The organism is Pseudarthrobacter sp. DSP2-3-2b1, assembly GCF_049895945.1.
Lineage (GTDB): Bacteria > Actinomycetota > Actinomycetes > Actinomycetales > Micrococcaceae > Arthrobacter.
Genome location: NZ_JAFCTI010000003.1, coordinates 235,465 through 262,107, shown reverse-complemented (window position 1 = coordinate 262,107; position 26,643 = coordinate 235,465). Strand labels below are relative to the sequence as shown.

The 26,643-nt window shown below is 62.2% G+C and carries 18 protein-coding genes and 1 pseudogene; 11 read left to right on the top strand and 8 right to left on the bottom strand.

Annotated elements, in window-relative coordinates:
- Nucleotides 1-22: 22 nt before the first annotated feature.
- From galE to ACP7AX_RS06230, 4 genes are all read right to left on the bottom strand, one after another.
- Nucleotides 23-1,006, bottom strand: a complete 984-nt coding sequence (gene galE, locus ACP7AX_RS06245; RefSeq protein WP_426225775.1) for a UDP-glucose 4-epimerase GalE — start codon at nt 1,004-1,006, stop codon at nt 23-25.
- 94 nt (nt 1,007-1,100) lie between these two features.
- Nucleotides 1,101-2,741 carry a glycoside hydrolase family 53 protein gene (locus tag ACP7AX_RS06240; RefSeq protein ID WP_426225774.1) on the bottom strand — a complete coding sequence of 547 codons (1,641 nt, stop codon included), beginning with the start codon at nt 2,739-2,741 and terminating at the stop codon, nt 1,101-1,103.
- Nucleotides 2,742-2,828: 87 nt separating this feature from the next.
- A complete protein-coding gene (locus ACP7AX_RS06235) occupies nt 2,829-3,041 on the bottom strand; it encodes a hypothetical protein (RefSeq protein WP_426225773.1) in 213 nt (70 codons plus the stop codon).
- Between the two features lie 6 nt (nt 3,042-3,047).
- Nucleotides 3,048-5,105, bottom strand: a complete 2,058-nt coding sequence (locus ACP7AX_RS06230; RefSeq protein ID WP_426225772.1) for a beta-galactosidase — start codon at nt 5,103-5,105, stop codon at nt 3,048-3,050.
- A gap of 190 nt (nt 5,106-5,295) precedes the next feature.
- On the opposite strand from ACP7AX_RS06230, the gene ACP7AX_RS06225 reads away from it, so the two are divergent.
- From ACP7AX_RS06225 to ACP7AX_RS06210, 4 genes are all read left to right on the top strand, one after another.
- Nucleotides 5,296-6,618 (top strand): ABC transporter substrate-binding protein, encoded by a 1,323-nt coding sequence (locus ACP7AX_RS06225; protein ID WP_426225771.1) that lies wholly within the window; start codon nt 5,296-5,298, stop codon nt 6,616-6,618.
- 115 nt (nt 6,619-6,733) lie between these two features.
- Complete coding sequence (locus ACP7AX_RS06220) at nt 6,734-7,699, top strand: carbohydrate ABC transporter permease (protein ID WP_426225836.1); 966 nt, start codon at nt 6,734-6,736, stop codon at nt 7,697-7,699.
- Between the two features lies 1 nt (nt 7,700).
- Nucleotides 7,701-8,603, top strand: coding sequence for a carbohydrate ABC transporter permease (locus ACP7AX_RS06215; RefSeq protein WP_426225770.1), 903 nt, complete (start codon nt 7,701-7,703; stop codon nt 8,601-8,603).
- 19 nt (nt 8,604-8,622) lie between these two features.
- Nucleotides 8,623-9,639, top strand: coding sequence for a LacI family DNA-binding transcriptional regulator (locus ACP7AX_RS06210; protein ID WP_426225769.1), 1,017 nt, complete (start codon nt 8,623-8,625; stop codon nt 9,637-9,639).
- Between the two features lie 1,019 nt (nt 9,640-10,658).
- Here the strand turns inward: ACP7AX_RS06210 and ACP7AX_RS06205 are convergent.
- From ACP7AX_RS06205 to ACP7AX_RS06195, 3 genes are read right to left on the bottom strand one after another with little or no spacing between them, the layout of a single operon-like run.
- On the bottom strand, nt 10,659-12,296 hold the full coding sequence (locus tag ACP7AX_RS06205) for a family 43 glycosylhydrolase (RefSeq protein ID WP_426225768.1): 1,638 nt from the start codon (nt 12,294-12,296) through the stop codon (nt 10,659-10,661).
- Entirely contained in the window at nt 12,293-12,868 is a 576-nt protein-coding gene (locus ACP7AX_RS06200; RefSeq protein WP_426225767.1) for an NAD(P)-dependent oxidoreductase, read from the bottom strand. The genes ACP7AX_RS06205 and ACP7AX_RS06200 overlap by 4 nt, the downstream gene beginning before the upstream one ends.
- A 43-nt stretch (nt 12,869-12,911) precedes the next feature.
- Nucleotides 12,912-14,189 (bottom strand): hypothetical protein, encoded by a 1,278-nt coding sequence (locus tag ACP7AX_RS06195; protein WP_426225766.1) that lies wholly within the window; start codon nt 14,187-14,189, stop codon nt 12,912-12,914.
- A 308-nt stretch (nt 14,190-14,497) separates the two neighbouring features.
- Here ACP7AX_RS06195 and ACP7AX_RS06190 point away from each other — a divergent pair, with 308 nt between their 5' ends.
- From ACP7AX_RS06190 to ACP7AX_RS06160, 7 genes and pseudogenes are all read left to right on the top strand, one after another.
- A complete protein-coding gene (locus ACP7AX_RS06190; RefSeq protein WP_426225765.1) occupies nt 14,498-15,370 on the top strand; it encodes an alpha/beta hydrolase in 873 nt (290 codons plus the stop codon).
- Between the two features lie 34 nt (nt 15,371-15,404).
- The gene (locus ACP7AX_RS06185; RefSeq protein ID WP_426225764.1) at nt 15,405-16,670 is read left to right on the top strand and encodes an ABC transporter substrate-binding protein; all 1,266 of its coding nucleotides are present in this window, start codon (nt 15,405-15,407) and stop codon (nt 16,668-16,670) included.
- Nucleotides 16,671-16,804: 134 nt separating this feature from the next.
- A complete protein-coding gene (locus ACP7AX_RS06180) occupies nt 16,805-17,884 on the top strand; it encodes a LacI family DNA-binding transcriptional regulator (RefSeq protein ID WP_426225763.1) in 1,080 nt (359 codons plus the stop codon).
- 239 nt (nt 17,885-18,123) lie between these two features.
- On the top strand, nt 18,124-19,095 hold the full coding sequence (locus ACP7AX_RS06175) for a carbohydrate ABC transporter permease (RefSeq protein WP_426225762.1): 972 nt from the start codon (nt 18,124-18,126) through the stop codon (nt 19,093-19,095).
- Nucleotides 19,092-19,913, top strand: coding sequence for a carbohydrate ABC transporter permease (locus ACP7AX_RS06170; RefSeq protein WP_426225761.1), 822 nt, complete (start codon nt 19,092-19,094; stop codon nt 19,911-19,913). The genes ACP7AX_RS06175 and ACP7AX_RS06170 overlap by 4 nt, the downstream gene beginning before the upstream one ends.
- Nucleotides 19,914-20,547: 634 nt before the next feature.
- Nucleotides 20,548-20,874, top strand: a complete 327-nt coding sequence (locus ACP7AX_RS06165; RefSeq protein ID WP_426225760.1) for a helix-turn-helix domain-containing protein — start codon at nt 20,548-20,550, stop codon at nt 20,872-20,874.
- Nucleotides 20,875-21,028: 154 nt separating this feature from the next.
- A pseudogene (locus ACP7AX_RS06160) lies at nt 21,029-21,715 on the top strand (IS3 family transposase); the annotation flags it as partial.
- 102 nt (nt 21,716-21,817) lie between these two features.
- Here ACP7AX_RS06160 and ACP7AX_RS06155 read toward each other — a convergent pair.
- The gene (locus ACP7AX_RS06155; RefSeq protein ID WP_426225759.1) at nt 21,818-26,593 is read right to left on the bottom strand and encodes a hypothetical protein; all 4,776 of its coding nucleotides are present in this window, start codon (nt 26,591-26,593) and stop codon (nt 21,818-21,820) included.
- Nucleotides 26,594-26,643 lie beyond the last annotated feature (50 nt).

Below are 26,643 nucleotides of genomic sequence, written 5' to 3'. Positions count from 1 at the left end.
CGCGGCTCCTCATCAGCACCCTTCAGTACGTGGATAACGTCAGTTCCAGTGGTGGATGCGCGGCGGTGAGTGCACTGGCTGCCATCTCCTTAAGGGTGTGGCGCATTTTCCAGCCGAGATCGCGGGCGGCGAGGTCGCCGTTGGCGACGATTCGGGCAGGATCGCCGGGGCGGCGGTCACAGAGTTCGACGGGAAAGTCTGTTCCGGTGACGGCAGCCATGGTTTCCATGATTTCGCGGACAGATACCCCAGTCCCTGAGCCCAGGTTGTAAACCGGTTCCAGGGGACTGTCTGCGTCAAGGGCGCGGGCTGCGGCAACGTGGGCCAGGGCCAGGTCGCTGACGTGGACGTAGTCGCGGACGCAGGTCCCGTCCGAGGTGTCGTAGTCGGTACCAAAGATTTTTGCGGGACGTCCCTCCGCGAGGGCGGAGAGCACGAGGGGGAAGAGATTGTGGGGGCTGGAATCGTAGAGCCGGGGGGAGCCGGAGCCGACCACGTTGAAGTAGCGGAGGGATGTTGCCTTGATGCCCTGCGCCCGGACCTGGTCCCGGATGAGCCACTCCCCTATTAGCTTGGTTTCGCCGTAGGGCGATTCGGGGAACGTGGGCGTCGCCTCGGTGACGTCCTCTCCTGCCGGCGTTCCATAGACGGCGGCGGAGGATGAGAACACGATTTTGTCGACGTCGGCGTTCTCCATGGCCTGAAGCAGCAGGGCGGTCCCGGTGACGTTGTGCTCGTAGGCGACAAGGGGTTCCCGGACGGATTTCCCGGCGTACTTGTACCCGGCGAGATGAACCACCCCCGTCACGTTGTGCTCTGCCAGTGCGTTGGTGATTCTCTCCGTCTCCAGGATGCTGGCCTGGATGAACGGGACACCTTCCGGGATGAACTCCCGGTGACCGCTGATCAATGAATCAACGGCAACGGTATCGATGCCGGCCTCTGCGAAGGCCTCCAGCACGTGGGCGCCGATGTATCCGGCTGCTCCTGTTACCAACCAGGTCATTTCCCGGGCCTTTCTCTTGGTGTTGGCATGGCCAAGGGCAGGGTGGAGGCCCTGCCCTTGACCATTGATTTAGTGAGTGTTTTAGAGCAAAGGCTCAGGGAAGATTGACGGTTGATGCCGGGTCGGGCCAGAACTCGTTGATGGCCGGAAGCGCCCTGTTGTTGTAATCGAAGACTGCCTGATTTTCCCAGGCGTTGCCCGACGACGGGTCGGCCGGGTCCCAGCCGTTGCCCGGGACTGAGGTCCAGGCCGGCTCCCAGTAGACAGCGCCGAGCCCGCGGCCACCGGGTGCGGAGGCAACCACGTCCTGGACGGCGCGGAAGTTCGCTGCCTGCCCTGCCGGGGTGGCCGGGTAGTTCTTGACCAGCTGGGAGGTACTGGTGATGACGTTTTCCCACGGGGCGTTGGGGTTGTCGGCAAGGGTGAACGGGTAGGAGGTCTCGACGACGATGACGTCCTTGTTGAAGCGGGAGGACAACGACGTGACTGCGCCCTGGAGGTTGGCCAGTGTCCCGTGCCAGTAGCCGTAGTAGGACAGGCCGATGATGTCGAACGGCACCGCACGGGCCGTGACTTCGTCGAACCACCAACTCAGGCCGCTGACGCCTTTATCGAGGTTGGTCAGGTGGAGGACTTTTTTGGTGGTGGGGCTGACTTCCGTGACGGCACGGGCGCCGGCTTTGAGGAAGGAGGCGAGGTTGTCCCACTGGGGTCCCACCACGTTGTCGTTGGGGTTGACGTCCGTGGTCTGGCCGTAGGGCCAGAGCATTCCGGGGTTGATTTCGTTGCCGATCTGGGCGCCGTAGGGGGTGATACCCGCCGCTTTGAGGGCCGACATGACGTCGCGGGTGTGGTTGTAGACGGCGTCGGCAAGTCCTGCAGGGTTGAGGCCCTGCCAGGCCGCTGGGATCCCCTGGGCACCCGGATCGGTCCAGCGGTCGGAGTAGTGGAAGTCGATCAGGACCTTCATGCCCTTGGCCTGGGCGCGCTGGGCCATGGCGACCACTTGGGCTTTCATGTTGTAGCCGTCGGCGGGGTTGACCCAGACTTTGAGGCGGACCAGGTTGGTTCCCGTTTCGGCGAACGCGGCCACGGAGTCCACGGCGGTGCCGTCGTTCCAGGCGTAGGCGGCACCGTTTGCCTCGTTCTTGGGCACGCCGGAAAGGTCTGCTCCGCGTACCTTGCGGTCGATTTTGCCCTGGGTGAACGTGACGCCGTCCATGCTGGCCCAAGCGCCGGTGCCCGTGGTGCTGAGTTTCAGGGTGCAGGTTCCAGTGGTGACGTTGGCGCTGACGGCCAGTGAGAGCCATTTGTCATCGGTCTCTGTTGAGGGCAGGACGGTGGAGCCGTCGGTGCCGCAGCCGCTGAGGACCAGTTTGGAGGAGTTCACCGGCCCGCCGGATTTGATGTTGGCGCGGAAGGTCCACCAGCCGCTGGCAAGCCCGGTCAGGGTCTGCGAGGTTGTCACTGTGGTGCTGGTGGAGAGCCAGTGGGTCAGCCGGTTGGTGGACTGGTATCCCCCGGCTTCGGTCTTGGCTGACCCGGCTGGTCCGGAGACGGACCAGCCGGTCAGGCCTGATTCGAACCCGGGGTTGGCGACCGTGCTTGCAGCCTGTGCTGTTCCCGGGACCAGCAGCGCGCTGGCGGCCAGTGCCATCGCAGCGGCGACCGCCGGGACACCCCTGCGCATGGGTTTCCTCTTGCCGGGATTCGTATCCGGTGCGGGGTTGGTCATATCTCGTCCTCCTTGACGCTCGTGCTGCTGGAAGCCTGCTCCTGTAGGGTGCCGGCCGATGGGGTTGGGGGCTGGTGCGGGGTGTGGTTAGTGCGTGTGCTCCCTTGTCAGTCCGAATGGAACCTGGTCGCTGAGGGAGACGCGGTAATGGCCGGGGTTGAGCCGGGTGACCAGGATTCCGTGGGTTCGGGTGCGGGTCGCTATCGCCTGCAGATCTTCTACGGCGGAGTTGAGCCGGTCCTCGATCTGGCACGCACTGGCGACCCGGATTTCCCGGTGTTCAACGGTTGCGGTGTTCATGCGGCTTCACTTTCCTTTCACGGTGTGGATGACGCACACGGTGCCGGCCGGAACCACGGCGGTGCCGGTGACGGTTTCGCCGCTGAGGAGGTCGCGTCCGGTGGCCGGGTACTCGGCGTCGGTTTCTGCGTGGTTGATCAGGAACGTGAAGGTGTCCTCCCCGGTGCCGCGGGTGGCAACTTCCAGTCCTGCCGGCGGCCGCAGAGCCGTCTTGATTCCGGCTGTTTCGACGGCGGCGAGCACGACGGCGGTGAGGTCGGCGCCGTCGATTTTAGTGGAGACGTACCAGGCGGTACCGGTGCCGAAGGTGTTGCGGGTGATGGCCGGGCCGGAGGCGGCCGGTCCGTCGAGGTAGAGGCTGAGGACGGTGGCGGTACCGGGGTGGATTTCCTCGGACCATGCGGTGCCGGCGGCGCCGTTGCTCAGGGTGACTGTCTCGTTCTCGCGCAACGGCAGGAATTCGTGGATCTCCAGGCCGAGCACGTCCCGGAGCGCGCCGGGTAAGGCGCCGGCCGGGACGGTGTCGTTGGCGTCGACGATGCCCGAGAAGTAGGAGACCAGCAGGTTGCCGCCGCCATGGACGTACTCCTTGAGGTTGGCGGCAGCCTTGTCCCCGACCAGGTAAAGGGCAGGGGCGAGGATGAGGTCGTAGCCGGTGAGGTCCGCTTCGGGGTGGGCGAAGTCGGTGCTGATGCCTGCCTGCCAGAGCGCGGTGTAGTAGGCCTCGATGCGTTCGCGATGGTTGAGGTCGCTGCTGGGGCGCCATTCAAGGTCCTGGGCCCAGAAGGATTCGACGTCCCAGAGGATGGCTACCCGGGATGTCACCGTGGAGCCCTTGGCGGCTGCGAGTTTCTTCAGGTCATCGCCCAGGTCCAGCACTTCACGCCAGATCCGGGTGCCGGTCCCGGCGTGCGGAAGCATGGCGGAGTGGAATTTCTCTGCCCCGAACCGGGACGCGCGGAACTGGAAGAACATCACGGCGTCCGCGCCGCGGGCCAGGTGCGAGAGGCTGTTCCGTGCCAGCTCGCCGGGACGTTTGGCGATGTTCCGGCCCTGCCAGTTCACCGCTCCGGTGGAGTGTTCCATCAGCATCCATGGCCGGTTCCCGGCCAGTGAGCGGGTCAGATCGGCGTCCATGGAGAGCAGGATGTGGTTGTCGGTGCGTTCGGCCACGAGGTAGTGATCGTTGGCCACGATGTCCACTTCCTTGCTCCAGGCCCAATAGTCCGCGGACAGGCAGTTGGTGGCCATGAAATTGGTGGTCACCGGAATCGTTGGTGTGTACCGGCGGATCACGTCGCGTTCGTTGATGTAGCACTGCAGCAGGGCGTCCGAGGTGAAGCGGCGGAAGTCCAGGCGCTGGGCCTGGTTGCTGACGCTGGCCGAAAGCCGCGGCGCGTCGATTTCGTCCCACTCACCGTACTTCTGGCCCCAGAAAAGGGTGCCCCAGGCATTGTTCAGCTCCTCCAGGGTTCCGTACCGGGCCTGCAGCCAGGTCCGGAACGCGGCGACGGAGGAGTCATCGTAGGATTCGCTGACCGGTGCGCCGTACTCGTTGTGGACATGCCAGAGGACCAGGGCGGGGTGTGCGGCGTAGCGGCGGGCAAGCTGCTCAGTGATGTTGGCTGCGGCGCGGCGGTACTCGGGGGAGCTGGGACTGGCCATCCCGCGGGACCCGGCACCCAGGGTGACGCCCTCACGGGTGACGGGGAGGGCCTGCGGGTACTTCTTCCAGAACCAGGCCGGCGGCGCTGCGGTGGGGGTGCCCAGGTCCACGCTGATCCCCGCGTCATGCAGGAGTTCCATCAGGTGGTCCAGCCATTCGAAGTCGTACTCGCCTTCACGCGGCTCAAGCAGCACCCAGGAGAATATGCCGATGCTGACCAGGTTGATCCCGGCCTCCCGCATCAGCGCGATGTCCTCAACCCAGACCTCCCGCGGCCACTGCTCCGGGTTGTAGTCCCCGCCGTAGCAAAGACCGGCCGGGCGCTGAACCCAGGGCGCAGGGATGCGCCGGGGCTCTGCTACGGTCCGCGGCCCGGTGCGGTGAAGGACGTCTGTCATGGTTTCTCCTTAGGACTGTGTGCGGTCCCAGTTCTATCACAGGGAAAAGTCTGAACACCAGAGCAAACCCGCTATTGACATAGATCACACTTCTGTGGATTACTGGAACCGCTCACAGTCATGCGGCTCAGGTTCGGATGAGGGTGATAATTCAGCAGGACCCATTCAGCTTTTCGACAAGGAGGACGAGATGCGTAAGTCATTTCGTGCAGGCGCCGTCGCCATGCTCGCAGCGGCCACGATACTCACCGCAGGATGTTCCGGGAATTCCGGTTCAGGTTCCAGCGGAGCAGCAAGTGATCCCAACCAGAAGGTGGAACTGACCTACTGGGCCTGGGCCCCGAACCTGGACAAGGTGGTGGAACTCTGGAACGAGAAGAACCCCAATATCCACGTGACCGTGAACAAGCAGGACGGCGGCGATCCTGCCGTCACCAAGCTGCTGACCGCCGTCAAGGCCGGGTCCGGCGCCCCGGACCTGATCCAGGCCGAATACCAGAAGATCCCCACCCTCGTGGCAGCGGATGCGCTGGCGGACCTGTCCGGGACCGAAGCCAACGGGACCGAGAGCCACTTCCCTGAAGGCGTCTGGAACGACGTGACGCTCGGCGGCGACGCCCTGTACTCGGTTCCGCAGGACACCGGCCCCATGGTCTTCTACTACCGCGCTGATGTCTTCGAGAAGCTCGGCCTCTCCGTTCCCACCACGTGGGACGAATACGCGCAGGCCGCCAAAGCCGTCCACGCCGCCGATCCCGAGGCCTACCTTGGCACCTTCTCCTCCAACGACGCCGGCTGGTTCACCGGAATGACGCAGCAGGCCGGAGCGTCCTGGTGGGGCATTGACGGTGAGGCCTGGAACGTCAAGATCGACCAGGACCCCACGCAGAAGGTCGCCGGGTACTGGGGTGGCCTCGTCGAAGAAGGCATCATCGACAACAAGCCGATGTACACCCCCGAATGGAACACTGCCCTGAACACCGGCAAGCAGGTCGGCTGGCTCAGCGCCGCCTGGGGCCCGGGCGTGCTCGCCGGCAACGCGGGCGCCACCGCCGGTCAGTGGAAGGTGGCCCCCATGCCGCAGTGGGATGCCTCCAAGCCTTCCACCGGTAACTGGGGCGGTTCCTCCACCGCTGTGACCTCCCAGTCCAAGAACGTGGACGCTGCCGCGAAGTTCGCCACCTGGCTGAACACCGATCCGGAGGCCGTCAAGGCCCTGGTTGAGGTTGCAGGTATCTACCCGGCCGACAACGAAGGGGCCAAATCAGCCCTGACCAAGGCCCCCGAGTTCTTCTCCAACCAGCCCGACTTCTACGAGGTTGTGGGCGACGCCGCACAGAACGTCGGCTCCTTCACCTACGGGCCGAACGTCAACGTCGCCTACAACGCCTACAACGACCAGTTCGCCAAGGCCGCGCAGTCCAAGCAGAAGAGCGCTTTCCTGGACGCCGTGAAGTCCATGCAGCAGGTCACCGTCGAGGACCTGAAGAAGACCGGCTTCACCGTCAAATAGAAACGCTCCAAACAGAATCGGTTCCGGGAGGGACGCCCCAAGCCCCTCCCGGAACCGGCACCACCCCCAATCAGTCAAGAAGAAATTTTCCAGGCAAGGAAGTGCACCCGTGGCAATGACCGTGACCAAGCCCGGTCCGGCGGCAGAAACCGCAGCCGGACCAACCAGGCGGGCCAAAAACTTCAAGTCCCGGGTACTCGTCCCCTATGCGATGCTCGCCCCCGGCATCATCCTGTTCCTCGTCTTCATGGCAGCGCCGATCATCTACACCCTGGTGCTGAGCTTCCAGAAAAAGAAGGTCAGCGGACTGGGCCTCGGCAAGGGATCCCAGAGCCAGGTGTTCGCAGGCTTCGAGAACTACATCAGCGCACTGACGGACCCCGAGTTCCTCGGCAGCGTCCTGCGCGTCCTGCTCTACGGCCTCATCCTGATCCCGCTGATGCTCGGTTTCGCCCTGCTGTTCGCGCTCCTGCTGGATTCCCGCCGCACCAGGGCAGGCAGCTTTTCCCGCACCGCCATCTTTTTGCCCTACGCAGTGCCCGCCGTGATCAGCTCACTGCTGTGGGGCTTCCTGTACCTGCCCGGCGTGAGCCCCTTCCACTTCCTGGCCCGGCAGTTCGGCGTCGCACTGCCCTCCCTGCTGGACCCCAACCTGGTGACCTTCGCCATCTGCAACATCGCCCTCTGGGGCGGGGTGGGGTTCAACATGATCGTCATGTACACCTCACTCAAGGCGGTCCCCAGCGAAATCTACGAAGCCGCAAAACTGGACGGCTGCTCCGAAATCCAGACCGCGCTCCGGATCAAAATCCCCATCATCGCCCCGTCCTTGGTCATGACCGCACTGTTCTCCATGATCGCCACCCTCCAGGTCTTCGCCGAACCCACCACTCTGCGCCCGCTGGCCAACAGCCTGTCCACGAGCTGGTCCCCGCTGATGCTGGTCTACCGCGACGCGTTCACCCGAAACGACGTGTTCTCCGCCGCCGCCACCAGCATCGTGATCGCCGGCGCAACCTTCATCATTTCCTTCCTCTTCCTGCGCATCGTGCAGAAGCGGGCCTTCGGACAGGAGAACTGACGTGACCACCCTCGCCCCCAGCCCGGCTTCACAGAAGAAGTCGCCCCGCGCCTCCACCCGGGCCGAATATGTCCGGGAAAAGCCCAGCTACCTTTCCACCGGCATCCTGATCCTGGGCGCCCTGTACTGCCTGTTCCCCGTCATCTGGGTGGTGGCCGCCGCAAGCAAGGACGGCACCGAACTGTTCTCGACCTTCACCCTGGCACCCAGCACGCACCTGTGGGACAACATCATCGCCCTCACCGAATACCGGGACGGCCTGTTCTGGCGCTGGATGCTCAACACCGCGCTCTACGCCGGCGTCGGCGCCATCCTCTCCACCTGGGTCTCGGCGCTCTCCGGCTATGTCCTGGCCAAGTTCGACTTCCCCGGCAAAACCGGGATCTTCAAAGTCCTGCTCATGGGCGTCCTGGTCCCCGGCGTCATCCTCGCCATCCCCCAGTACCTGATGCTCGCCCAGGCAGGCCTCACCAACACCTACTGGTCAGTGCTCCTGCCCCAGATCATCAGCCCCTACGGCATCTACCTGGCCCGCATCTACGCCGCGGCCTCCGTACCCGGAGACGTCATCGAGGCCGCCCGAACCGAAGGTGCCAAGGAAATGTACATCTTCAACCGCATCGCCGTCCCCATGATGCTGCCCGGGCTGGTGACCATCTTCCTGTTCCAGTTCGTCGCCATCTGGAACAACTTCATGCTGCCCTACATCATGCTCGGCGATGACCACCTGTTTCCCATCACCGTCGGACTCAACGGCCTGCTCAACCAGGGCGCATCCGCACCCGCCCTCTACACCCTGGTTCTGGCCGGCGCCCTGCTCTCGATCATCCCGCTGGTCATCATGTTCCTCCTGCTGCAGCGCTACTGGCGCGTCGACCTCGCCGCCGGCGCGGTCAAGGCATAGTCCTCGATAGGCTAAACCCATGACTCAACCCACCTCCCGGCCGCGCCCCAAGATCGATGACGTGGCCAGAGAAGCCGGCGTTTCACGCGGAACGGTCTCCCGGGTACTTAACGGCGGACACTGGGTCAGCCCGTCCGCTCTGGAAGCCGTCAACGCGGCCATCAAGAAAACCGGCTACCGCGTCAACCCCCACGCCCGGAACCTGGCCACCAACCGAGCCAACTCCGTCGCATTCCTGCTCACCGAAACACACGACCGGCTCTTCGAGGACCCCAACTTCGCCGTCCTCATGCGCGGGGCCGCGGATGCCCTGGCAGTCCACGACATTCCACTGGTCCTGATCATGGCCGGCACAGACGACGAACAGCGCCGCGCCACTGACTTCCTGACCGCTGGCCACGTGGACGGTGTCCTGCTCGTCTCCTCCCACGCCACCAGGAAAGGGATCATCTCGGACATCATTTCCGCCGGTATTCCCGCCATCTCCTGCGGCATCCCCCTGGGATTCGAAAAGAAAATGGGCTACGTCGCCGCCGACGACTATGAAGGCGCCCGGGACGTCCTGCGGTACCTGCGTGAATCCGGACGCAAACGGATTGCCACCATCACCGGACCCCAGGACACCTCAGGCGGCATTCGCCGGCTCGAAGCCTACCGCGACGACCAAGGCAAAGACCTCGACCAAGCCCTCATAATCCACGGCGACTACAGCAAGGAAAGCGGGGCTAAAGGGATGCGCGATCTCCTTAACCGGGTTCCCGATATCGACGCTGTTTTTGCCGCCAACGACCTCATGGCACTCGGCGCCCTGGAGGTACTGCAGGATGCCGGCCGCCGAACACCCGAGGACGTCGCCGTCGTCGGCTTCGATGACATCAGCGCATCCTCCGTCGCCACCCCCGCACTGACCACGGTGCGCCAGCCCTTCGAGCGCATCAGCGAAGAAATGGTCCGGCTGCTCCTGGACGTCATCAATGGCAAGCGTCCCGCAGCCATCACCATCCCCACCGAACTAGTGGTCCGCCAATCCGCCTGAGGGCTGCTGTCCTGCAAGGGCGGTTATCGGGCCGGGTCACGTGTGGGGGCCTTAAATTTTCGAGGGTCCGGATCGGTGCCAGGGGGTGCGCATCACGATTGTTCCCTGCTTCCTGAGAGGACGCTGCCCGTACCCCTGCCGCGTCCTGAGCAAACGACGATGCCTCCGGCCGACGATACGACCGTTTGAGTTTGACGCACCTCCCGGGTGAGCAGAGGCTATTTTTGGGGGCCGCGGTGTTCCGGATGAAGCGCTGTTGCTGGCATCGACAGGCGGCACGACACCGGTCATGCAGCCAACGCCAAGGCTGGCCATTCTAGCGGGGCGAGGCACAGATCAGTCAGAGTGGGGACGGAATCCACCACGCATCCTTAGATACGACGATCAAGCCATGCGCGAGACCGGGGCGGATATGAAGAGAAATACAAGGAGAGCTGGCGCGGCGGCTCGCCGCCGTCATGTGAGCTCTTCGTTTATGTCTTCGGGGGACACACGGGACGCGGCGCTGCCTGCCCGGTAGTAGCTGACGCGTTGTGCGGCAGGCTACATCCCTTCGGTCGCGGCAGCCGGGATTCCTTACGCCGTCATCGACGAGTACGCTGCGGGGCGCGCGGCAGCAGAGCACCTGCTGAGGCTCAGACGCCGGACCGTTCATCATTTGGGCCTTTATCCGCTGACACAGTTTCGGGCCGATATCAAGGCTGGCATGATGCCTTGTCAGACGCGGGCATCACGCCCCCGCCCGTACTGGAAGCTCCCCGGGCGCCACGCTCAGGCTATGAACAGGGCCTCCGGATCGGAGCTGATCCCGAGATCACGGGAGTGTTCTGCTCGGACGACGGTCCGGCCGGGGCCGCCCTTCGCGCTTTGTTAGAGTCGGGAGTCTGGGCCTTCGGCCTGCTGCAGCAACGCCTTTCCGGTTCGGATAGTGTCCCGGATTCCACGGCCGGCCCACTCCTGCTCGAAGGGAATCCACGCCGCGCCGGCGTCCGACAAGCCACGGAGTCAGTCATCTCAGGCTAATCAAACGGCACTCGCATCGAAGCCGATGTGACGAACTCACGAAAGTCCGCGAGGAAGGATTGATCTCTTAGGTCTTGTGCGCAGACACCGACAAAGGGGCCGGTAAAGTTCAACTGGTTTGCATAGTCATCCGATAGGCGGCTGAAGTCCAGCGCTGGTCCCATTCCAACAGGATGAGCCCTTCCCTGCCACCACTGGAATTGGAGCTTCCCATCGGCCAGCTGCACCTTCAAGCCCAGTGGTCCTTCCGGACGCACTGTCGCGAGGGCGTGAATCCTTAAGCCCTGCAGCCTGTCGCGTTCCCACAACTCGAGGATGCGTTCAGGGTGCTCGGTGTTTCGCGCACTGAGCCGTAGGTAAAAGTAGGCCGACGTGTTGTAGTAGATGATCAGCCCGGCGGACTGGGTATAGTTCGCCGGGGTCGCATCGACGGTAACCTCGACGGAAGTACACGGGCTGATGATTCGTTGGGCAATCAGACTCTGGTCCCGCAAAGAGTCGGTACTGCGGCGTCCGCGGAGCCGAACCCATCCAGGCCGTGCCGTGGTGCTGAACCATTCGGCGTGCTCATGCGTGCTAGGTCCGGATTCACGGAGCGTGGACCACGGCCAGGCCAGGTTCTTCTGGGACCCAGGCAACGAGGATGCCTCGTAGCAGTCAGCGTCTGTGCCTTCAGGCAAAATGCCAAGGCCGTGCGCCGGTGACATGATCTGCTGCGCAGGATGGTGTCCGCCCTGAGCAAGCCGTGGCCATTGGTCAGGTTCCCACGTGAGCTGCTGGAGGCACGTTTCTCGGCCCAACACGGCGCGCCTTTCCTCCACGTTCTCAAGGACCCGGCTGGCCAAGTGCACCAAGTATGGTTCTCCCTCGGCTGTTAGGACAATTTCGCCGTGCCCGGACTTCTGCAGGAATAGGCTTCGGTCGTCCCGGCTTGTCAGGAGCGCACCGGAAGGGTCTGCTTCGTAGGGGCCATTCAGCTCGCGTGACCGGTACATGAGAATCCCGTGGTTGAAGCCTGTCCCGCCCTCGGCCACCATGAGGTAATACCAGCAGTCACGGTAATAGACATTAGGTCCTTCAGTGAGCGTTGCCGGGCGGAGAATGTTCCGGGGTGCACCTATAGTGTCTGTTCCCTCGGCGTTCAATTCCTGGAGCGTGAGCCCGGCAAAGCCGCTCGTTACCCCAGGGCGGTGGTCCCATTCCATGTTCAACAGCCAGTGTTTGCCTTCGTGATGGAAAATTGAAGGGTCAAAGCCTGTAGTCGTAACGCGTGCCGGGCGTGACCAAGGTCCGGCTACGTCAACGGCCCGGGAGACAAAGGTATCCATGTCTTTATGGTTGCCGCCGAAAGAGTGCACCACGCTGAAAGTAAGCCAGAACGTGCCTTCATCCCAGCTTAGCGACGGCGCCCAGATGCCTCCGGAATCCTGAATGCCGCTGAAGTCGAACCGGACGTCGGGTCCCTGGAGTGATCCTGCAAACTGCCATGTCATCAGATCGCGGGAGCGGTGGATAGGGATTGCGGGAAACCACTCGAAGGAGCTGTTGGCGATGTAGTACCACTCCCCTACCCGGACAATTGATGGATCCGGGAAGAATCCCGGGAGGACGGGGTTGACGATGTAATTGCTCATGACGTGCTGCGGTTGGCCTCGGGATACGCGAAGCTCCGGTCGCGCCGGTAGCGGAGAAGTTCAGCGAGCACATGTTGGCCAAGACGAGCCAGCTCTCCGCCCATGGATCCAGCTATGCGCGGGGTCAAGAGTACGTTGGGCAGGTGGAAAAGTTCATGGCCGGTAGGTAGCAAGTCCGGCACTGTCACGTCCAGGATGGCCCTTATCCGGCCGGTCCTGAGCTCCGTGAGAAGCGCTTCTTGGTCGATGAGCTCGCCTCGGGAAGTGTTGATCACAGTGGCCCCGTCCGGCAGCTTGCTTAGAACCGGGCTTCCCCACCCCGTAACCAAGACTTCCAGCCTTTCCAGGATCCCCGCGTCGACGATTTCCAGGTCTGTGACCACAGTGTCCTCCACCAGTTCCACGCACTCACGAAGGCCCTGCCAACCTTCACCGAACACCATATCGGCGAGCTGCGGCGGCGACATGGCCAGCAGCGCCTTGGGCCTGCGGAAAGTCGACGCCGGACCCTGGCCGGCGGTGCTGACCCCCGGGGCCGTCAAGGTCCCTTGGCCAGCGTGAACGATTGTCATGCCTGGACATCTTCCGAAAACTTGTCGGAGGTGGCCTGTCCTGTCACTTCGCCGTCCCCGAATGGGCATTTTGGATCGTGGAGCTTGCTTCAACAGCACGGACGGCGGCCAGTGTCTCGCTAAGTGGGCCGTGTGGGACGAAGTGGCCGAAGGTGTCGTTTGCGAAGAAGGAGATGCCGTCAATGCAGTTGCCCTCCTTGGAGATGACTTCCCGCTGGTACAGATAGGTGCGGCGGTCATCCAGATGTGTGCGGTACCAATACCACGGGTCCACAAAGTCAACGCCCATTAGAATTCTTGGCCCGCCGCTGGGTCCCCCAAGCGCCGACTTGGAGTGCAGGTTCGGGATGATCTCGGTACGCTCGACGAGAACCGCGAACGTGGAGACCATGATGGCGTCCAGGGCGGCATAGGCGGCGTCGGACATGCCCCATGCGGCTTTCTCCACCTCAACAGACCAGTAGGTATCCATCCAGTACAGCTGTTTCGTTCCAAGTTCTGCGCGCATCCGCGCAAAAAACCGATCGATGCCCGCTGCGCGCTCAGGAGTCAGTTCGGGCGCGTTATCGGGATGCCAGAAGCCGACGAGACCGAACTGGTTGCCGAGCATTACGCCGTCGAGCCCGAAATCCGCTACGAATGCTGCCGACTGGGCGGCAACGAAATCACCTGCCGGCAGACCTGACGTTATGCCTTCCGGATACGCCGCGTATGCGGCTGGGTCCTCGTGCAGTGGGAGGGTGACGTCAATGACCCCGGAAATCATGTGGCCGCCCGCATCTGCCGCAGCTGCCGAGACCTCGGGATGACGACCCGTTTTCCACTCACTGCGACAGAATTCCGGGCCTGGTTCCAGATACTCCAGCAACCGGACACTGATACCGCGGGATGCTGCCTCAGCGCGGATGGCGGCGTAAATGCCGGCCAAAAGTGTGTAGTCCAGCTTCTGCTCGGACAGGATCATCATCGGACCGGCCGAGTAGGGATTAAAGGATCGTTCACCGCCTTCCCGGACGCGGGTAAGCCAGTCAAGGTTGTGCGAACGCGCGATAGCGTCGGGGCCGCCCGGATCTGACGCGTAACAGTTGTAGCGTGCCCAGTCGAACGTCTCTTCCCAAGAGTTCAGCCCTGCGTAGTTCAAGATGTGGTCTCCGTTCCCGGCACAAAACACCAGTGTCACCTCCCGCCCGGAGAGCCAGTCCCTATGGTGGTCAAAGAAGGCGGTTACGCCCGATCGCGGAGAAGTGAGATCGTCGAAAACCTTCGGCGTCAGCCATAGGCACGCCTCAAGGGGCTCCCGGGCAACTGATGTTTGTGTCATGGTCCCTCAATGTCTATACCCCGCCTCATCGCGGGCTTTTCAGTGGCGGTGGTGCCAAGGTGCCTGGGTAGCCTCCCCTGGCCGTCGTTCGGCCTTGCCGAGGTCTATCTTCGGGAAGACTGCACCGGTGAAACTCGTTTCACTAGCGGCTTGCTATTTGGATTTACATGTATGAAACTAGTTCCATTAGTGACGCACGTCAAGTTATCCCAACTAGAGGGCGTCACGGCTAACTCGGTCGAGAACCGCCAAGGCAGGTTTCACGCGCCGGGTTCATCCGCCGAAGAAGCGTAGTCAGAAGGACCACAATGTTGTCGTTCCGTTTGGAAATGCCCGCCGGGGTGCCCACCGGGGTTGTCGTTGCCGTGCACGGCCTCATGGAATCGGCAGCGTGCCTTCGGACCATGTTCCCTGCGTGGGCATCCCAGGGCTTAGCGGTACTGGCCGTGGACCTGCGGGGGCATGGTGGATCGCCTCGTTGGACACTGGAGCAACTCACTAAGCATCCCGGAGACGTGATGGTGACAGATTTGGTGGCAGTCCTGAATCTTGCTGAAGTCCGCCGCCAAATCAGGCACCTTCCAGTGCTCCTTTACGGCCACAGCGCCGGAGGTGGAATTGCCGCTGCCGCGGCGGCGGCCCTCGTCACGCACGGCGAAGCCACTCCACCCGCAAACGGAAGAGCGTGGCAGGTGGCGGGGGTGCTCCTTGAGGACCCGTTCTGGCGTTTGCCGGTTACGCGCCTCCAGGCCCGCAGTGTCGCTGAGGCTGCTTACACCACCCTTGTGGCGGCTAAAGCACTCGTCCACGCGAAACGTATTGACCGCAAGAAGGCTCAATGGCCCGACTGGGACGACGCCGAGATCCAGGACTGTTGCCAGGCGCAAACCGAAGCGGACGAACAGTTGGTTCGCAACGGCAATGTCATTCCGTCAGTACCTTGGCCGGCGGTACTCGACGGACTCAAATGCTCCGGGATCCCCGTGCTGATCGTGACCGGCACAAACCGCGTCGGCTTCACTCCAGTCCATCAGCACCTGGCCCTCGGTCACGGAGCAACCGTGGAAGTCATTCGTGGTGCATCCCACTTCGTAAGGCGGGACGCCCCTGACGCGTTCAGGAAGACAGCGTCGAAATTTTTCGCCGACTGCATCAAAGCCGTCGTCGTCAACATCAACTAGCACAGGGATTTCCGGTGCAGTTACAAGGAGAGAAATGAAGAGCACGAACTACCTCAGCCTCGCATCCGCCACGTTGGCCCTCGCGATGGGACTCACCGCCTGCGGCACAGACTCCGGAAGCAACGCGTCGGACAACAAGACTCTGGTCATCAGCGGAAACGCCAGCGAAAAGTCCGGCCTGGATGCCGTGATCGACGAATTCAAGAAGGCCAATCCGGGGGTGGAAGTCAACGTCAACTATGACAAAGACCCTGCAGCCATCGTCCGTACGCAGCTCGCGGCCGGAACCGCTGCTGATGTGCTGTATGTGTTTTCCGGTCAGAGCGCTCTGTCCACCGGTGCCCTCGCGCCGGACGGTTACCTCACCGACCTCAGCAATGAAGCCTGGGCAGGCAAGCAGCCGGAATCCTCCAACATGATCAACGATGTTGACGGCAAGCGCTACATGGCCGCGATCCTCGTCAATGGCATTGGCGCCATCTATAACGACACAACCATGATGGCGACAAAGTTGGTGGCCCCTACCACTTTCCCGGAAGTACTGCAGTTCTGCGATGATGCCAAAGCACAGGGCAAGTTCGCCTACGCCATGGGCATGGCAGACAAGTTCGTGGGCCAGATGGTTCCCTACGCGCTCGCCTCCACACTGGTCTACGGACCCACTCCAGACATTGACGAGAAACTCAAGAGCGGTGCCTCAAAGTTCGCGGAGACCGCGTGGGTCGATGCCATCGAAAAGACCAAGGAAATGCAGGACCGCGGCTGCTTCAGCCCCTCCCCCGTTGGCACCAGCTATGACTCTTCATTGCAGCAGGTAGCCAAGGGCGAGGCCCTGGGAGTGGTCATGGTCAACAGTGCGATCAACGGCATCCAAAAATCCGCGCCGGATGCAAAGCTGACCTTTAAGGCCCTGCCGGCAACCGACACCGCCAGCGCCACCCAGATGCCGGTGGCATATGGAGGAACCTACGCCATCAACTCCAAGGCGAAGAATCCCGAGATGGCCAAGAAGTTCCTGGACCACCTGACCACCAATACAAGCGCTGACCTGTACGCGGAGAAAGTCGGCTCCGTACCGTTCCACATGGACGGCAGCCAAGTTACGGCAACGGCCGGTGCTGATATTACCAGCATCACGCAGTTCCAGAACGAGGACAAAACCTCGGTCTTCCCGAACGTGCTGTGGCCCAACCCGAAGGTCCAGAGCAACTTTCTGTCCGGTATCCAGGAAGTCTTTGGCGGAGCGAAGACCGCGGCCGAGCTGGCTGAGTCGCTGCAGGCGGCCTACGACACCAAGTAGGTCCATCACCGGTCACCAGCCATGCCATCCGGGCACGGCCGGGGACCACAGCTTCCTGCCCGCCCGGGCATACCCGTGCCTGCGTCGGGATATGCTCGGCTCAGGACCAACCAACACCGCGGAGAAGATCAATCATGACCAATAGCACCACCGGGCACCGTGAAGGCACACGGGGGCCGGCACGCTTCAGCACCACCAACCTCCGCGATGTGGCCTTGCACGCCCGGGTCTCGCCTGCCACCGTATCCCGGGTGATCTCAGAGAACCCCAGTGTCCGGCCCGAGACCCGGGAACGGGTACTTGCCTCCATGGCTGAACTCAACTACGTCGTGAACGGGCTGGCGCGTTCGATGACCGGGCGCGGAAGCCGCGCTATCGCTTTCCTGGTGAACAACATGGTGGGCCCTACCTTCGCCGAAATCGCGACGGGCGTTGAAGAGTCGACGTCGGCCAGTGGGAACCGCGTCACGATGCTCACCACTCATGGTGACCCGGACAGAGAACTGGAGCTCCTCATCCAAATGTGCGAGCAGCGAGCCGCCGCGGTTCTGCTGGTGGGCGCAACGCCCACCGACGCATCCTTCACGGACCGGCTTCACCGCTATTCGGAACTATTGGCGTCGGTTGGTGCCCAGCTCGTACTTTGCGGCAGACCGGAAGACCCCGCGCTCCCGGACGTCGCCAGCGTGTACTACGACAACTACGGCGGAACCCTGTCATCCACTCGTCACCTGATCCACCTGGGCCACCGCAGGATTATCTTCCACGGCGCCGCAACAAACCATACGACTGCTGAGGACCGGCTGCGCGGATACCGGGACGCTCTGCACGAGGCTGGAATCGAAGTAGCCGAGGATCTCATCATCCCCGATGCCTTTAACGTCAGGGAGGCCCAAGAAAGGATGGACAACATCCTTGCCGCCGGGACGAAGTTCAGCGCCGTCGTCGGCGTCCGAGATGAGGCTGCGGTTGGTGCTATCCGAGCCCTCCGCAAACGCGGAGTGAGCATCCCCGACGACGTTTCAGTCGTCGGTTTTGACGACGTCCCCTTTATGGAGGACCTCACGCCTTCCCTCACGACCGTCCGCGCACCCTACCGGCAGATCGGCAAACTGGCCGGTGAGCTGGCCGTGGCCGCAGGCAGCGACCTTCACAAGGTCCTCCCTGTGGAACTGCAGATCCGGGAATCCTCAGCAGAGGCACGAATCAGCTAGTTCCCCCATTGCCTGTTGCATTCGGCGCTGTTGAGCCTTAGGGTTCATGAAACTAGTTTATTGCAGCTTGCGCAGCGCATTGCCCGTCCGGTATTCGTTCAACCGGGCCCAGAAGTAACCATCGCCAAGAGACGTGGCGATCACAGCAACCACGACGAAGTGATCGGAAGACTCCTCACAATGACCACCACCACATCCGACCATCTGCCCGCCCGGGCGCGCTGCCCAAGAGGGACCCCATGACGCTCCAAGTGGTGCCTGCCACCGATCTCGAACCCACGGTCAAAGACAAAGCGACCAGGCGCCGGAACGGCCGGCTGCGGAAGCGTAAGAATGGCCTGACCAGAGCTGGAGCCGCGGCACCGTGGTGGTTCATCCTGCCGGCGCTGGCGTTCTACACGTTCGCCGTCCTCGTGCCATCGGCCCGTGGGCTCGCATACTCCTTCACAGACTGGAACGGCCTCCGCCCTGTCCTCAAATTCATTGGCTTCGATAACTACGCCAAGATCTTTGCTGACGAAGCCGCAGCAAGCAGCTTGGTCAACACGCTGTTCTTCGCGCTGGCCGTCACGATACTGCAGAACGGCATCGGCCTGCTGCTGGCTTTGGGCGTCCACAGGCTGATCAAGTCCCGGAACATCCTGCGGGTCATCCTCTTCACACCTGCCGTACTCACACCCGTGGTGACCGCATACGTATGGAAATTTATGTTCGCTCCGGATGGACCAATCAACTCCACCGCCGATTCGCTCGGGATCGCGTGGCTGCATCAGGACTGGCTGGGGAATCCCGCTCTGGCACCGTGGGCAATCGTGATGACCATCGTCTGGCAATTCTCCGGTTACTCCATGGTGATCTTCCTCGCCGGATTGCAGGGCATTCCTGAGGAGATCTATGAAGCCTCTGCCGTGGACGGCGCCGGCTCCGTGCGCCAGTTCTTCGCCATCACCCGCCCCCTTCTGGCACCGGCCATCACCGTGAACCTCATGCTCTCAATCATTGGTGGCCTCAAGCTGTTCGACCAGATTCAGGTCATGACCGGCGGCGGCCCGGGCAACGCCACAGTCACGCTCTCCGGTCAGATTTACAAGACGGGTTCCGAGTTCGGCCAATACTCGTACAGCATCGCCATGGCCGTCATCCTGACCATAGCCGTAGCATTCGTCTCCGGTATCCAATACAAACTTCTCGCAAGGCAGGAAAACCGATGAACCGCTACACCTGGCGCACGGGCGTCCGCGAAGCCGGCATGATCCTGGTAGCACTGACAGTCATGATCCCTCTCTACATCCTCGTCAACCTGGCGCTGAAGAAAGAAGGCGACCTGGGCTCACCGCTGCAACCCGTTACGAGCCCCACCTTCGAGAACTTTTCCGCTGCCTGGACCGAGGCGGGACTCGGCCCTGCAATGTTCTACACTGCCACCATCACCTTGCTGTCCCTGGTGCTGATCGTCTTCATGGCCGCCATGGCTGCCTATCCCCTGGCCCGCATCACCAGGACCTGGTCCAAGCTGGTCTTTGTCCTTTTTATGGCCGGACTGCTTCTGCCGGTCCAGCTGGCACTGTTTCCGTTGTACTCCACCATGCGCGATCTAGGACTCCTCAACAGTGTCTGGGCGCTGGTGATCTACTACACGGGACACATTGTGCCGTTCTCCGTGTTTCTCTACACGTCGTTCCTGCGGACCATGCCTACCGACTTTGAGGAGGCCGCAAGGATCGACGGCGCCAGCCCGTTCCGTACCTTCTGGTCCGTGGTCTTCCCGCTCGCACGGCCTGTCACCGGGACCGTGATCATCCTGAACGCGATCGGTATCTGGAACGACTTTCTTACACCGCTGCTCTACCTCTCTGGCAGCAAGCAGCAGACCATCCCGGTAGCGCTATACAGCTTCCTGGGCCAGTACGAGTCACGCTGGCAGCTTGTTTTCGCTGGCCTGATCATTGGCCTGGCTCCAATTCTCGTCATTTACTTCCTCCTCCAGAAATACATCATCCAGGGCTTTGCCGGCGGCCTGAAGGGCTAAGACCAAACGCCGCGGCGGCGCCGCCGCCGCTGAAGGATAGGAACACCCCGGTCCTGACCGTGGTGTTCTGCTGTGTCCCGGTAACTCCCCCGGGCCGGACACGTCATGCCCTGCCCAGCGTTAGGTCCTTCTGCGCCGGAGGTGTCCAGACCCTACCAACATGCAAGCGATCCCAGGCTTGGTCGAAGCTCTCAGCCTCCAACTGCTCGCCGCGTTGGACAAGGTACAACTGGTCCGCAGGGTTACCAATGGCCAGCTCATCAATGCCCTGCAGGAGCGGCAATGGCTTATGCGACGTTGCGCCAGGACGAACCATGCATGTTTGTTCGATTTGAGGTGCTAACCGACGCGGCCGCTACCGTCTTTGGACGAAGCACACTTGGAAGGGTCAAGAAGAAGGACCCCGGTGATCATGAACTGCTCCCCGAAAGCTGGACTGAGAAATTCAGTTCCGACTTCCGGGGAGCAGTTTTAGCCATGCACGTAGTTCGTTGTCAGAGGATCAGCACGAGCCGCTGTAGCGTGGTTCGAGAAGGGCATTGCAGATACGGCGACAGCCGGCTTGCTGGGCGTCTCTCGCGCGCCGGTAAAGCTTCTCTATCGGCGGTGGAAGATCCATGGTCGAGGAGCGCTGGTGGCCAAGCCAACAAAGCATGCGTACTCGTTCGAATTCAAGCTCGCATTGGTCGAACGGTTCATCGCGGGTGAGACTGCCCCTGATCTTGCGGCGGAGGTGGGCTTGTCCTCTCCCGGGTTACTGAAGACGTGGGCACCTGTCTACCGTCGCGAGGGCGCAGACGGGTTGGGCCCGAAGCCTAAAGGCAGGCCCCAGGCGCCACCGGCCGCGCAGCCCGCGGAGATACCCGAACTGGAGCGATTGCGGCGGGAGAACGAGCGGTTGCGGGCGGAAGCCGCTTACCTGGGAAAATTGCGGGCCTTGAGGGCGCAGGAACGACGGTGAAGGTCCAGGCCCTCATTGTCCTCAAGGCTGACTTCCCGCTTCCGGTTCTGCTGCAGGCCGGAGGTCTTGCCAGGTCCACAATCTTCTATCACCAGGCCCGCCTCCAGGCTCCCGATCCCCAAGAGGCGATCAAGGCTGCGGTTTCAAGAAGAATCATGGCCGGTACGGGCATCGGCGCATCCACATCGAGATGGTCAAGCACGGGTGGACGGTCGCGAAGAAGACCGTGCTGAAGCTGATGCGTTCCCTGGGGCTCGTCTGCAAAGTCCGGCGGAAGAAGCGTTACAACTCCTACCAGGGCGGGCAGGGCCGGATTGCCCCGAACGTGCTCAACCGGGAGTTCGAGGCTGATGCCCCGAACCGGAAGTGGGTAACGGATGTGACTGAATTCAGCGTTGGCGACCGGAAGCTCTACCTCTCGCCGATCGTGGGCCTCTTCGACCGGCAGGTCATCTCTTTCTCCATTGGAATGTCACCGAACCTGGAGCTCACCAACACTTCGCTGCGCCAGGCCCTTGCCTGTCTGGAGCAAGGCCAGCAGCCGCTCGTGCATTCTGACCAGGGATTCCAGTACCAGCACGTCTCATGGCGGAATCTGCTGCAGGGCGCCGGCGCGGTCCAGTCGATGTCCCGCAAGGGCAACTGCTACGACAACGCCGTGATAGAGAACTTCTTCGGACACCTCAAGGAAGAACTCTTCCATCGGGTCCGGTTCATCAACACCGACGCACTGGCAGCGGCACTGCATGAGTACATCCGCTGGTACAACACCAAAAGAATCTCGACAAAGCTTGAGGGCCTGAGCCCGGTGCAATACCGGGCCCAGGCCCTCGCGGCTTAGGATTTTATTTGGCCAGTCCAACTTCTGGGGACCAGTTCACTCTGAACACCGGGGCCCTTCCTTTACTTCCTGCCTCAATTACTGTCGCGTAAAGACCTCTGCTTAGGCCAGAGCTAGAGCCTTGAGTGCGCTGGCCAATTTGGCAGTGGCCTCATCAAGTGCCGGCTGCTGGCCGTTGAGGGCAGCTTCTGTCACCGCCTTTGTTTCGGATACCGCCGCCCACGTGGCAGGCGTGTACAACGAGCTGTCCAGCGCGGCTACGCGGTCCAGCAGGACGGTTGCGAGGGACTTGTCCAGCAGGACCTCGTAAAGTTCAATCTCAGTGACACTGCAGGACGAAGCAGTGACACCGGTGTACCGGTAATAGCGGTAAGACTTGGGCGCTGCGGGGATTTCGTACCAGCCAGCCTTGGTCACGTTGTTCCAGGTACCGACGGGCTCCCAGCTTGCCTTGTCGTTGGACCCCTGCAGCTGGGCGCCGTTCATCCGTGCAATGGTATCCGCCCGTGCGGTCTGCGGATAGGCACGGATTCTGGCAGCCAGCAGCGGGTTGGAGCCAAAATCAGCGTCAACCCAGCACAGTGCGTTTCCGCTGGCAAGGGAAATTGTGGTTTGGATGGACCCATCGTAGACCTTCTTGCCGATCTCGTTCAGGGCGCCCGAGCCAGCGTGTCCCACATGCGAGGTGGTGATAGCAGCCCGCTCAAGGACAGGGACTTTGGACAAATCTGATTTCCCCGTCAGCCCGTCCAAGGCCGCATATAGCCCGGCTCGGTGTGTAGTCAGGTCGGTGCTGCCCTCGGTGACGCCAATCTCGGCGTTGGTGATGGCTTCCTGCAGGACGAACCAGCTTCCGCGGTTATAGTCCGCCTCAGCCAGCCCTTTGGCGCGGGAAACCACCTGGTCCAGGGTTTCGCCGAAAGCTGCAGCGTAGGTGCCGGAGAATTGGGTCGAGCCGTCCACTTTCCTCGATACGACGGCGTAAAGCACGTTGTCGGTTCGGACCTTATCGTCGATTCCGGCGGCGTACTTATTATCGAGGACCTTGACCCAGCCCGTTGTCTCACGCGGATCCGTCCCGGCGAGCTCCGGATTATCGGACTTATAAACATCGAAGGCGATGGCGTCTTTGGGCTTGTTCCAGTGGATCTGGGCGACGTCGGCAACCCTGGACGACGACGGGACGGCACCGTCGGGGCCCTCCTTGACCTTCACCTTGGTGACCTGTGCGTCGGCGGTGGCTGCCACGCCAGCGAAGGCAGCATCTGCCATCGGTATGGTCTCTTCGGCCACCCGCGTCCAACTTTCGCCGTCCGCTGACACCGAAGCGGTAAACCTGTGTGTTTCGGCGTCCCGGGTGATTTTCACGAAGGGAGTGTCCGCGGCGCTTGTGGCGGCCAGCTTCGCGCCCAACGGGCTGCGCTGCGATCCGCCGCCGGCGTTGTCGCCGGCTTTGCCTTGGCCAATGTCGGAACGCGTGTCCAACGTGCGGGTCTTCAGTTCCAAGGAACCGTCACCAGCTACCCCGACGTAGATGTAGCGACCCAGAGCACTTGTACTGTCCCGGATGATGGCACCGTTGCCCGGTTTGGCGGCGTCCAGCCTGGCGGTAATGACGGTGTCGCCTGCCATGAGCCTGGTACCCAAAGCCAGGCTGTCGGGCTGGAAGCGGGTGTAGATGACATTGTCGTTCGCTTTCGCGAAACCCCCAGTGGCGATCCCGGTGAACGTCACTTTGTTTCCGCTGATCGACACGTTTCCGGTGGCGCTGGCGCCCACCAGGTCGGAACGCCAGCCCGTGTTGCCCCTCTCCGAGGCGGCGGCGCTAAGCGTCGCAGCCCTGACGGCAGCGGATGCGGTTCCAGCAGAATCTGCCCCTACCGGAGTCACTCTGTAGAAATACTCCTTGGCCGGTTCAGCCGTAGAGTCCAAGAAGGACGTGGCCTGTATTGCGCTGCCTACCTCGGTATACGTTCCGTTTTCGCTCGTGGAACGCGAGACCCGGTAGCTGTCCGCGCCCCGCACCAGGTCCCAATCCAAGCCCACGGTGTTGTGCGACGACGTGGCGACTACCGCGTCGACCAGACCGATCAGCGCTGAAGGCTCGGACGAGGCCAGCTTGAGCATGACGCCGGACTGCGCCCGTACTGTTACTTTGCCCCCGATGACGGGCAGTTGCTCGCCCGAGACCAGATCCAACACCGACGAGCCCGCCCCTGGAACGGAGACCGAGTAGTCCTGTTTGTTCTGGAACTCGTCGCGGGTGGTGTTAACAGCCACGAGGTACTCACCGTACTGGGAGGTGATCAGTTTGGGGTAGCCCGCGTACGGGTTGTCCTCGTTGAAGTTGTCACGGGAGACCTCGCCGACGCCGGGCTGATAGCTGACCGGCAGGAGCTCTCCGGAGATAGCCAGCGGCCTGTCATCGGCGGTGAGGTAGCGGTCAAAGACGATCTGGTCCTCTGCATCCGGAGCCCGGAAGGTGGCGCGCTGGTAATCCAGCACGCCGTCTGTGGCGATCTGGGCAGTCTGGTCGTAGTCGTCGGTGCGAACATGCACCTTGCCGGAGCCGGCGAACCCGCGGTTGCGGTTGGTGAGGTTGAAGAAGAAGTGCTTGTCGCCGTCGCGCGCAGAAACTACACCGTTATCCACATCGACCCAACCGAATTCCGTGTCCTGCCCGGCCCGGGAAACGCCCAGACCGGCCAGTTCGTCGTCCGTGTAGCGGTCCAGGTCTGTGTGCGGCAACACGTAGCCTGCGGGCGTCGCGCCGAATCGCGACACTTTGCCACGGTCCGCGGTGACGTACTTCCACGTTTCGGGCAGTTTGAGGTCGTATTTGTAATTGGCCATTTCGGAGGCGTCGAAGGTGGGGAAGTACTGGTTGTCCGCTACCTGTTGCTGGACCGCGCCGACGGCTTTCCGGGCGTTGTCCCAGCTCGCAGTCCACTCATCGCCGGCATAGCGGGCTTCGTTCGCGGCCATGTGCTTCTCCAGGCTGGCGAACAGCATGGAGACGCCCTTTCCATCCTCGACTGCGTATGCCATCCGCCCCGGGAACGCTGCGGTCCGGTCATCAATGACCTGCTCGCCGTACATTGCGCGATTGCCGGCAGCGTCTTCCTCGCTGTATCGCATGTTCGCGCGGGCCCCAATGGTTTTCAGCGTCAGTTTGAGGATTGAGTCGTTGAGATCCTGATCGCCCTCGTGGCCCAGCGTGCGGCGGAACCAATTGGGCAGGTAGTTCACGCTCTCGCCGTAGGCATAGACGTAGCCATTCTCGCGGGACAGCCCCTCGGCCGTGATGCCGGTGTAATGCTCACCATAAGGTTCGCGCCGGACCACCGCCCCGGCGTCGTCCGTCTTGCTCTGGGCGAGGCCACGGAACACGACGTCATATGCGTCCTTGGTGAATTCGGCGGTGTTGTCGTGGTTGAACAGGGAGTGGTAAAGGTCCAGTTCCCGGCCCGAGGCATCTGTCAGGACTTCCTCGCCGAGGAACGGGGCGCCCCCAAGTGCTTCCAAGGCGATCCGGTGTGCGCGTTGCTTGCCCTCGTAGTGTCCGGAGCCGAGAACCCGCAGGCCTTCTGCCGATTGCCAGGCACCCTGGTACGTATAAAGCACCTGGTTGTAAATGTAGGACAGCCGGGAGCGGGAGAAATCGAAACTGGCCTTGAGCATCCGCTCCCAGGCTTCGCCGCGGCTGAGCTCGCCGCCAGCGGAGTCAACTCCAGAGATAGAGAACTCGCCGTCCACGGTGTTCGTCGGCAGGGGCTGGGACAGATACTCCCTGAACGCCTCGTAACCGAGAATCTCAGGATCGTTAATGAGGTCCTCGGAGATGTAGAGAATCTCTCCAATGATCGAGTAGTAGCCGCCCCAGTCAGACTGATGGCCACCGCTGGAGAGCTTGCGGATGTCGCCGTAGTATTCCTTGGCGAAGGCATCGATAGAACTGAAGATCCGCTTTAAGGCAGCGTTCTTTTGTTCCTTCGTCTGGGCAGGCGACCAATTCTCATGCAGAGCCTCCGCGTAGAACCGCAGGTCTTCCTTGTAACGTTCAATGGACATGGGGACGGCCGGGTTGGCGTCTGCTCTTGCGGTCTGGGCGTTGAATGTGTCGACCAGTTTGTTGTGGTACTTGTCGATGAAGGCCTGTTCCTCGGCGTCTGTCCTTCCCGCCGCGGCCTTGGCAGTGGGCGTGTAGTTCGTGTCGTCTTCAGCGGCCAATGCCACAGTGGGTGAGGTGTGGCTGTAGGCCGAGTAATAGGGACGGGAGGCCTTGTCCGCCAGTCCAGTGACGCCTGCGTACGTCCGTATGGTGATCTGCACAGACGACTGGCCATGGGTCATGTTCAGCGGAAGCATCGAAGTATTGAACTGGAAGCGGTTTTTCAATCCGCCAAGGACGCCGACGTTATTGGCCTCCCAATCACCGCCATTCTTGTAACTGACCTGTTCGCCGTTGATCAGAAGGACGGTCTTGTACGGGGATGCATCCTCGCCCCAGGTCTTAAGTGTGAAGTAGTTCTGTTTAGCGGGATGGACCCTGACCGTGAACGTCAGTTCACCGGTGAAGCTCTTTTGGGGAGACTGCGGGAGTGCGACCCGGGCGTCTTGACCGCCGGCACCGGTGATGACCTGGGACGGTCCGGCTGTGAAGGCATGGGCAGCTTCCGATGCTGCGTTGCCCAGATCTACTGCGTCGGTGTACGGGCTAGCAACGGCGGGGCCCACCGGGTCCACGGCGAATGCAGCCGCGGTCCCCAACGACAGGCCCGAGGCCAGGACAGCCAGGGACAGTGCGCTGGCACCGGCCGCCCTCCGTTTCGAAACTAGTTTTTCCAGCGAGTATGAAGATCCTCTAGAACGCAACATTGCGCAGACCACCTTGTGACTAAGGGCGTTCCGGTGAGTTCCGGAAGGCG

Excerpts from the sequence above, each read along its gene's own strand:
- galE (WP_426225775.1), bottom strand. The coding sequence starts at position 1,006 with ATGACCTGGTTGGTAACAGGAGCAGCCGGATACATCGGCGCCCACGTG.
- ACP7AX_RS06240 (WP_426225774.1), bottom strand. The coding sequence starts at position 2,741 with ATGACCAACCCCGCACCGGATACGAATCCCGGCAAGAGGAAACCCATG.
- ACP7AX_RS06235 (WP_426225773.1), bottom strand. The coding sequence starts at position 3,041 with ATGAACACCGCAACCGTTGAACACCGGGAAATCCGGGTCGCCAGTGCG.
- ACP7AX_RS06230 (WP_426225772.1), bottom strand. The coding sequence starts at position 5,105 with ATGACAGACGTCCTTCACCGCACCGGGCCGCGGACCGTAGCAGAGCCC.
- ACP7AX_RS06225 (WP_426225771.1), top strand. The coding sequence starts at position 5,296 with ATGCGTAAGTCATTTCGTGCAGGCGCCGTCGCCATGCTCGCAGCGGCC.
- ACP7AX_RS06220 (WP_426225836.1), top strand. The coding sequence starts at position 6,734 with ATGACCGTGACCAAGCCCGGTCCGGCGGCAGAAACCGCAGCCGGACCA.
- ACP7AX_RS06210 (WP_426225769.1), top strand. The coding sequence starts at position 8,623 with ATGACTCAACCCACCTCCCGGCCGCGCCCCAAGATCGATGACGTGGCC.
- ACP7AX_RS06205 (WP_426225768.1), bottom strand. The coding sequence starts at position 12,296 with ATGAGCAATTACATCGTCAACCCCGTCCTCCCGGGATTCTTCCCGGAT.
- ACP7AX_RS06200 (WP_426225767.1), bottom strand. The coding sequence starts at position 12,868 with ATGACAATCGTTCACGCTGGCCAAGGGACCTTGACGGCCCCGGGGGTC.
- ACP7AX_RS06195 (WP_426225766.1), bottom strand. The coding sequence starts at position 14,189 with ATGACACAAACATCAGTTGCCCGGGAGCCCCTTGAGGCGTGCCTATGG.
- ACP7AX_RS06190 (WP_426225765.1), top strand. The coding sequence starts at position 14,498 with ATGTTGTCGTTCCGTTTGGAAATGCCCGCCGGGGTGCCCACCGGGGTT.
- ACP7AX_RS06185 (WP_426225764.1), top strand. The coding sequence starts at position 15,405 with ATGAAGAGCACGAACTACCTCAGCCTCGCATCCGCCACGTTGGCCCTC.
- ACP7AX_RS06180 (WP_426225763.1), top strand. The coding sequence starts at position 16,805 with ATGACCAATAGCACCACCGGGCACCGTGAAGGCACACGGGGGCCGGCA.
- ACP7AX_RS06175 (WP_426225762.1), top strand. The coding sequence starts at position 18,124 with ATGACGCTCCAAGTGGTGCCTGCCACCGATCTCGAACCCACGGTCAAA.
- ACP7AX_RS06170 (WP_426225761.1), top strand. The coding sequence starts at position 19,092 with ATGAACCGCTACACCTGGCGCACGGGCGTCCGCGAAGCCGGCATGATC.
- ACP7AX_RS06155 (WP_426225759.1), bottom strand. The coding sequence starts at position 26,593 with ATGTTGCGTTCTAGAGGATCTTCATACTCGCTGGAAAAACTAGTTTCG.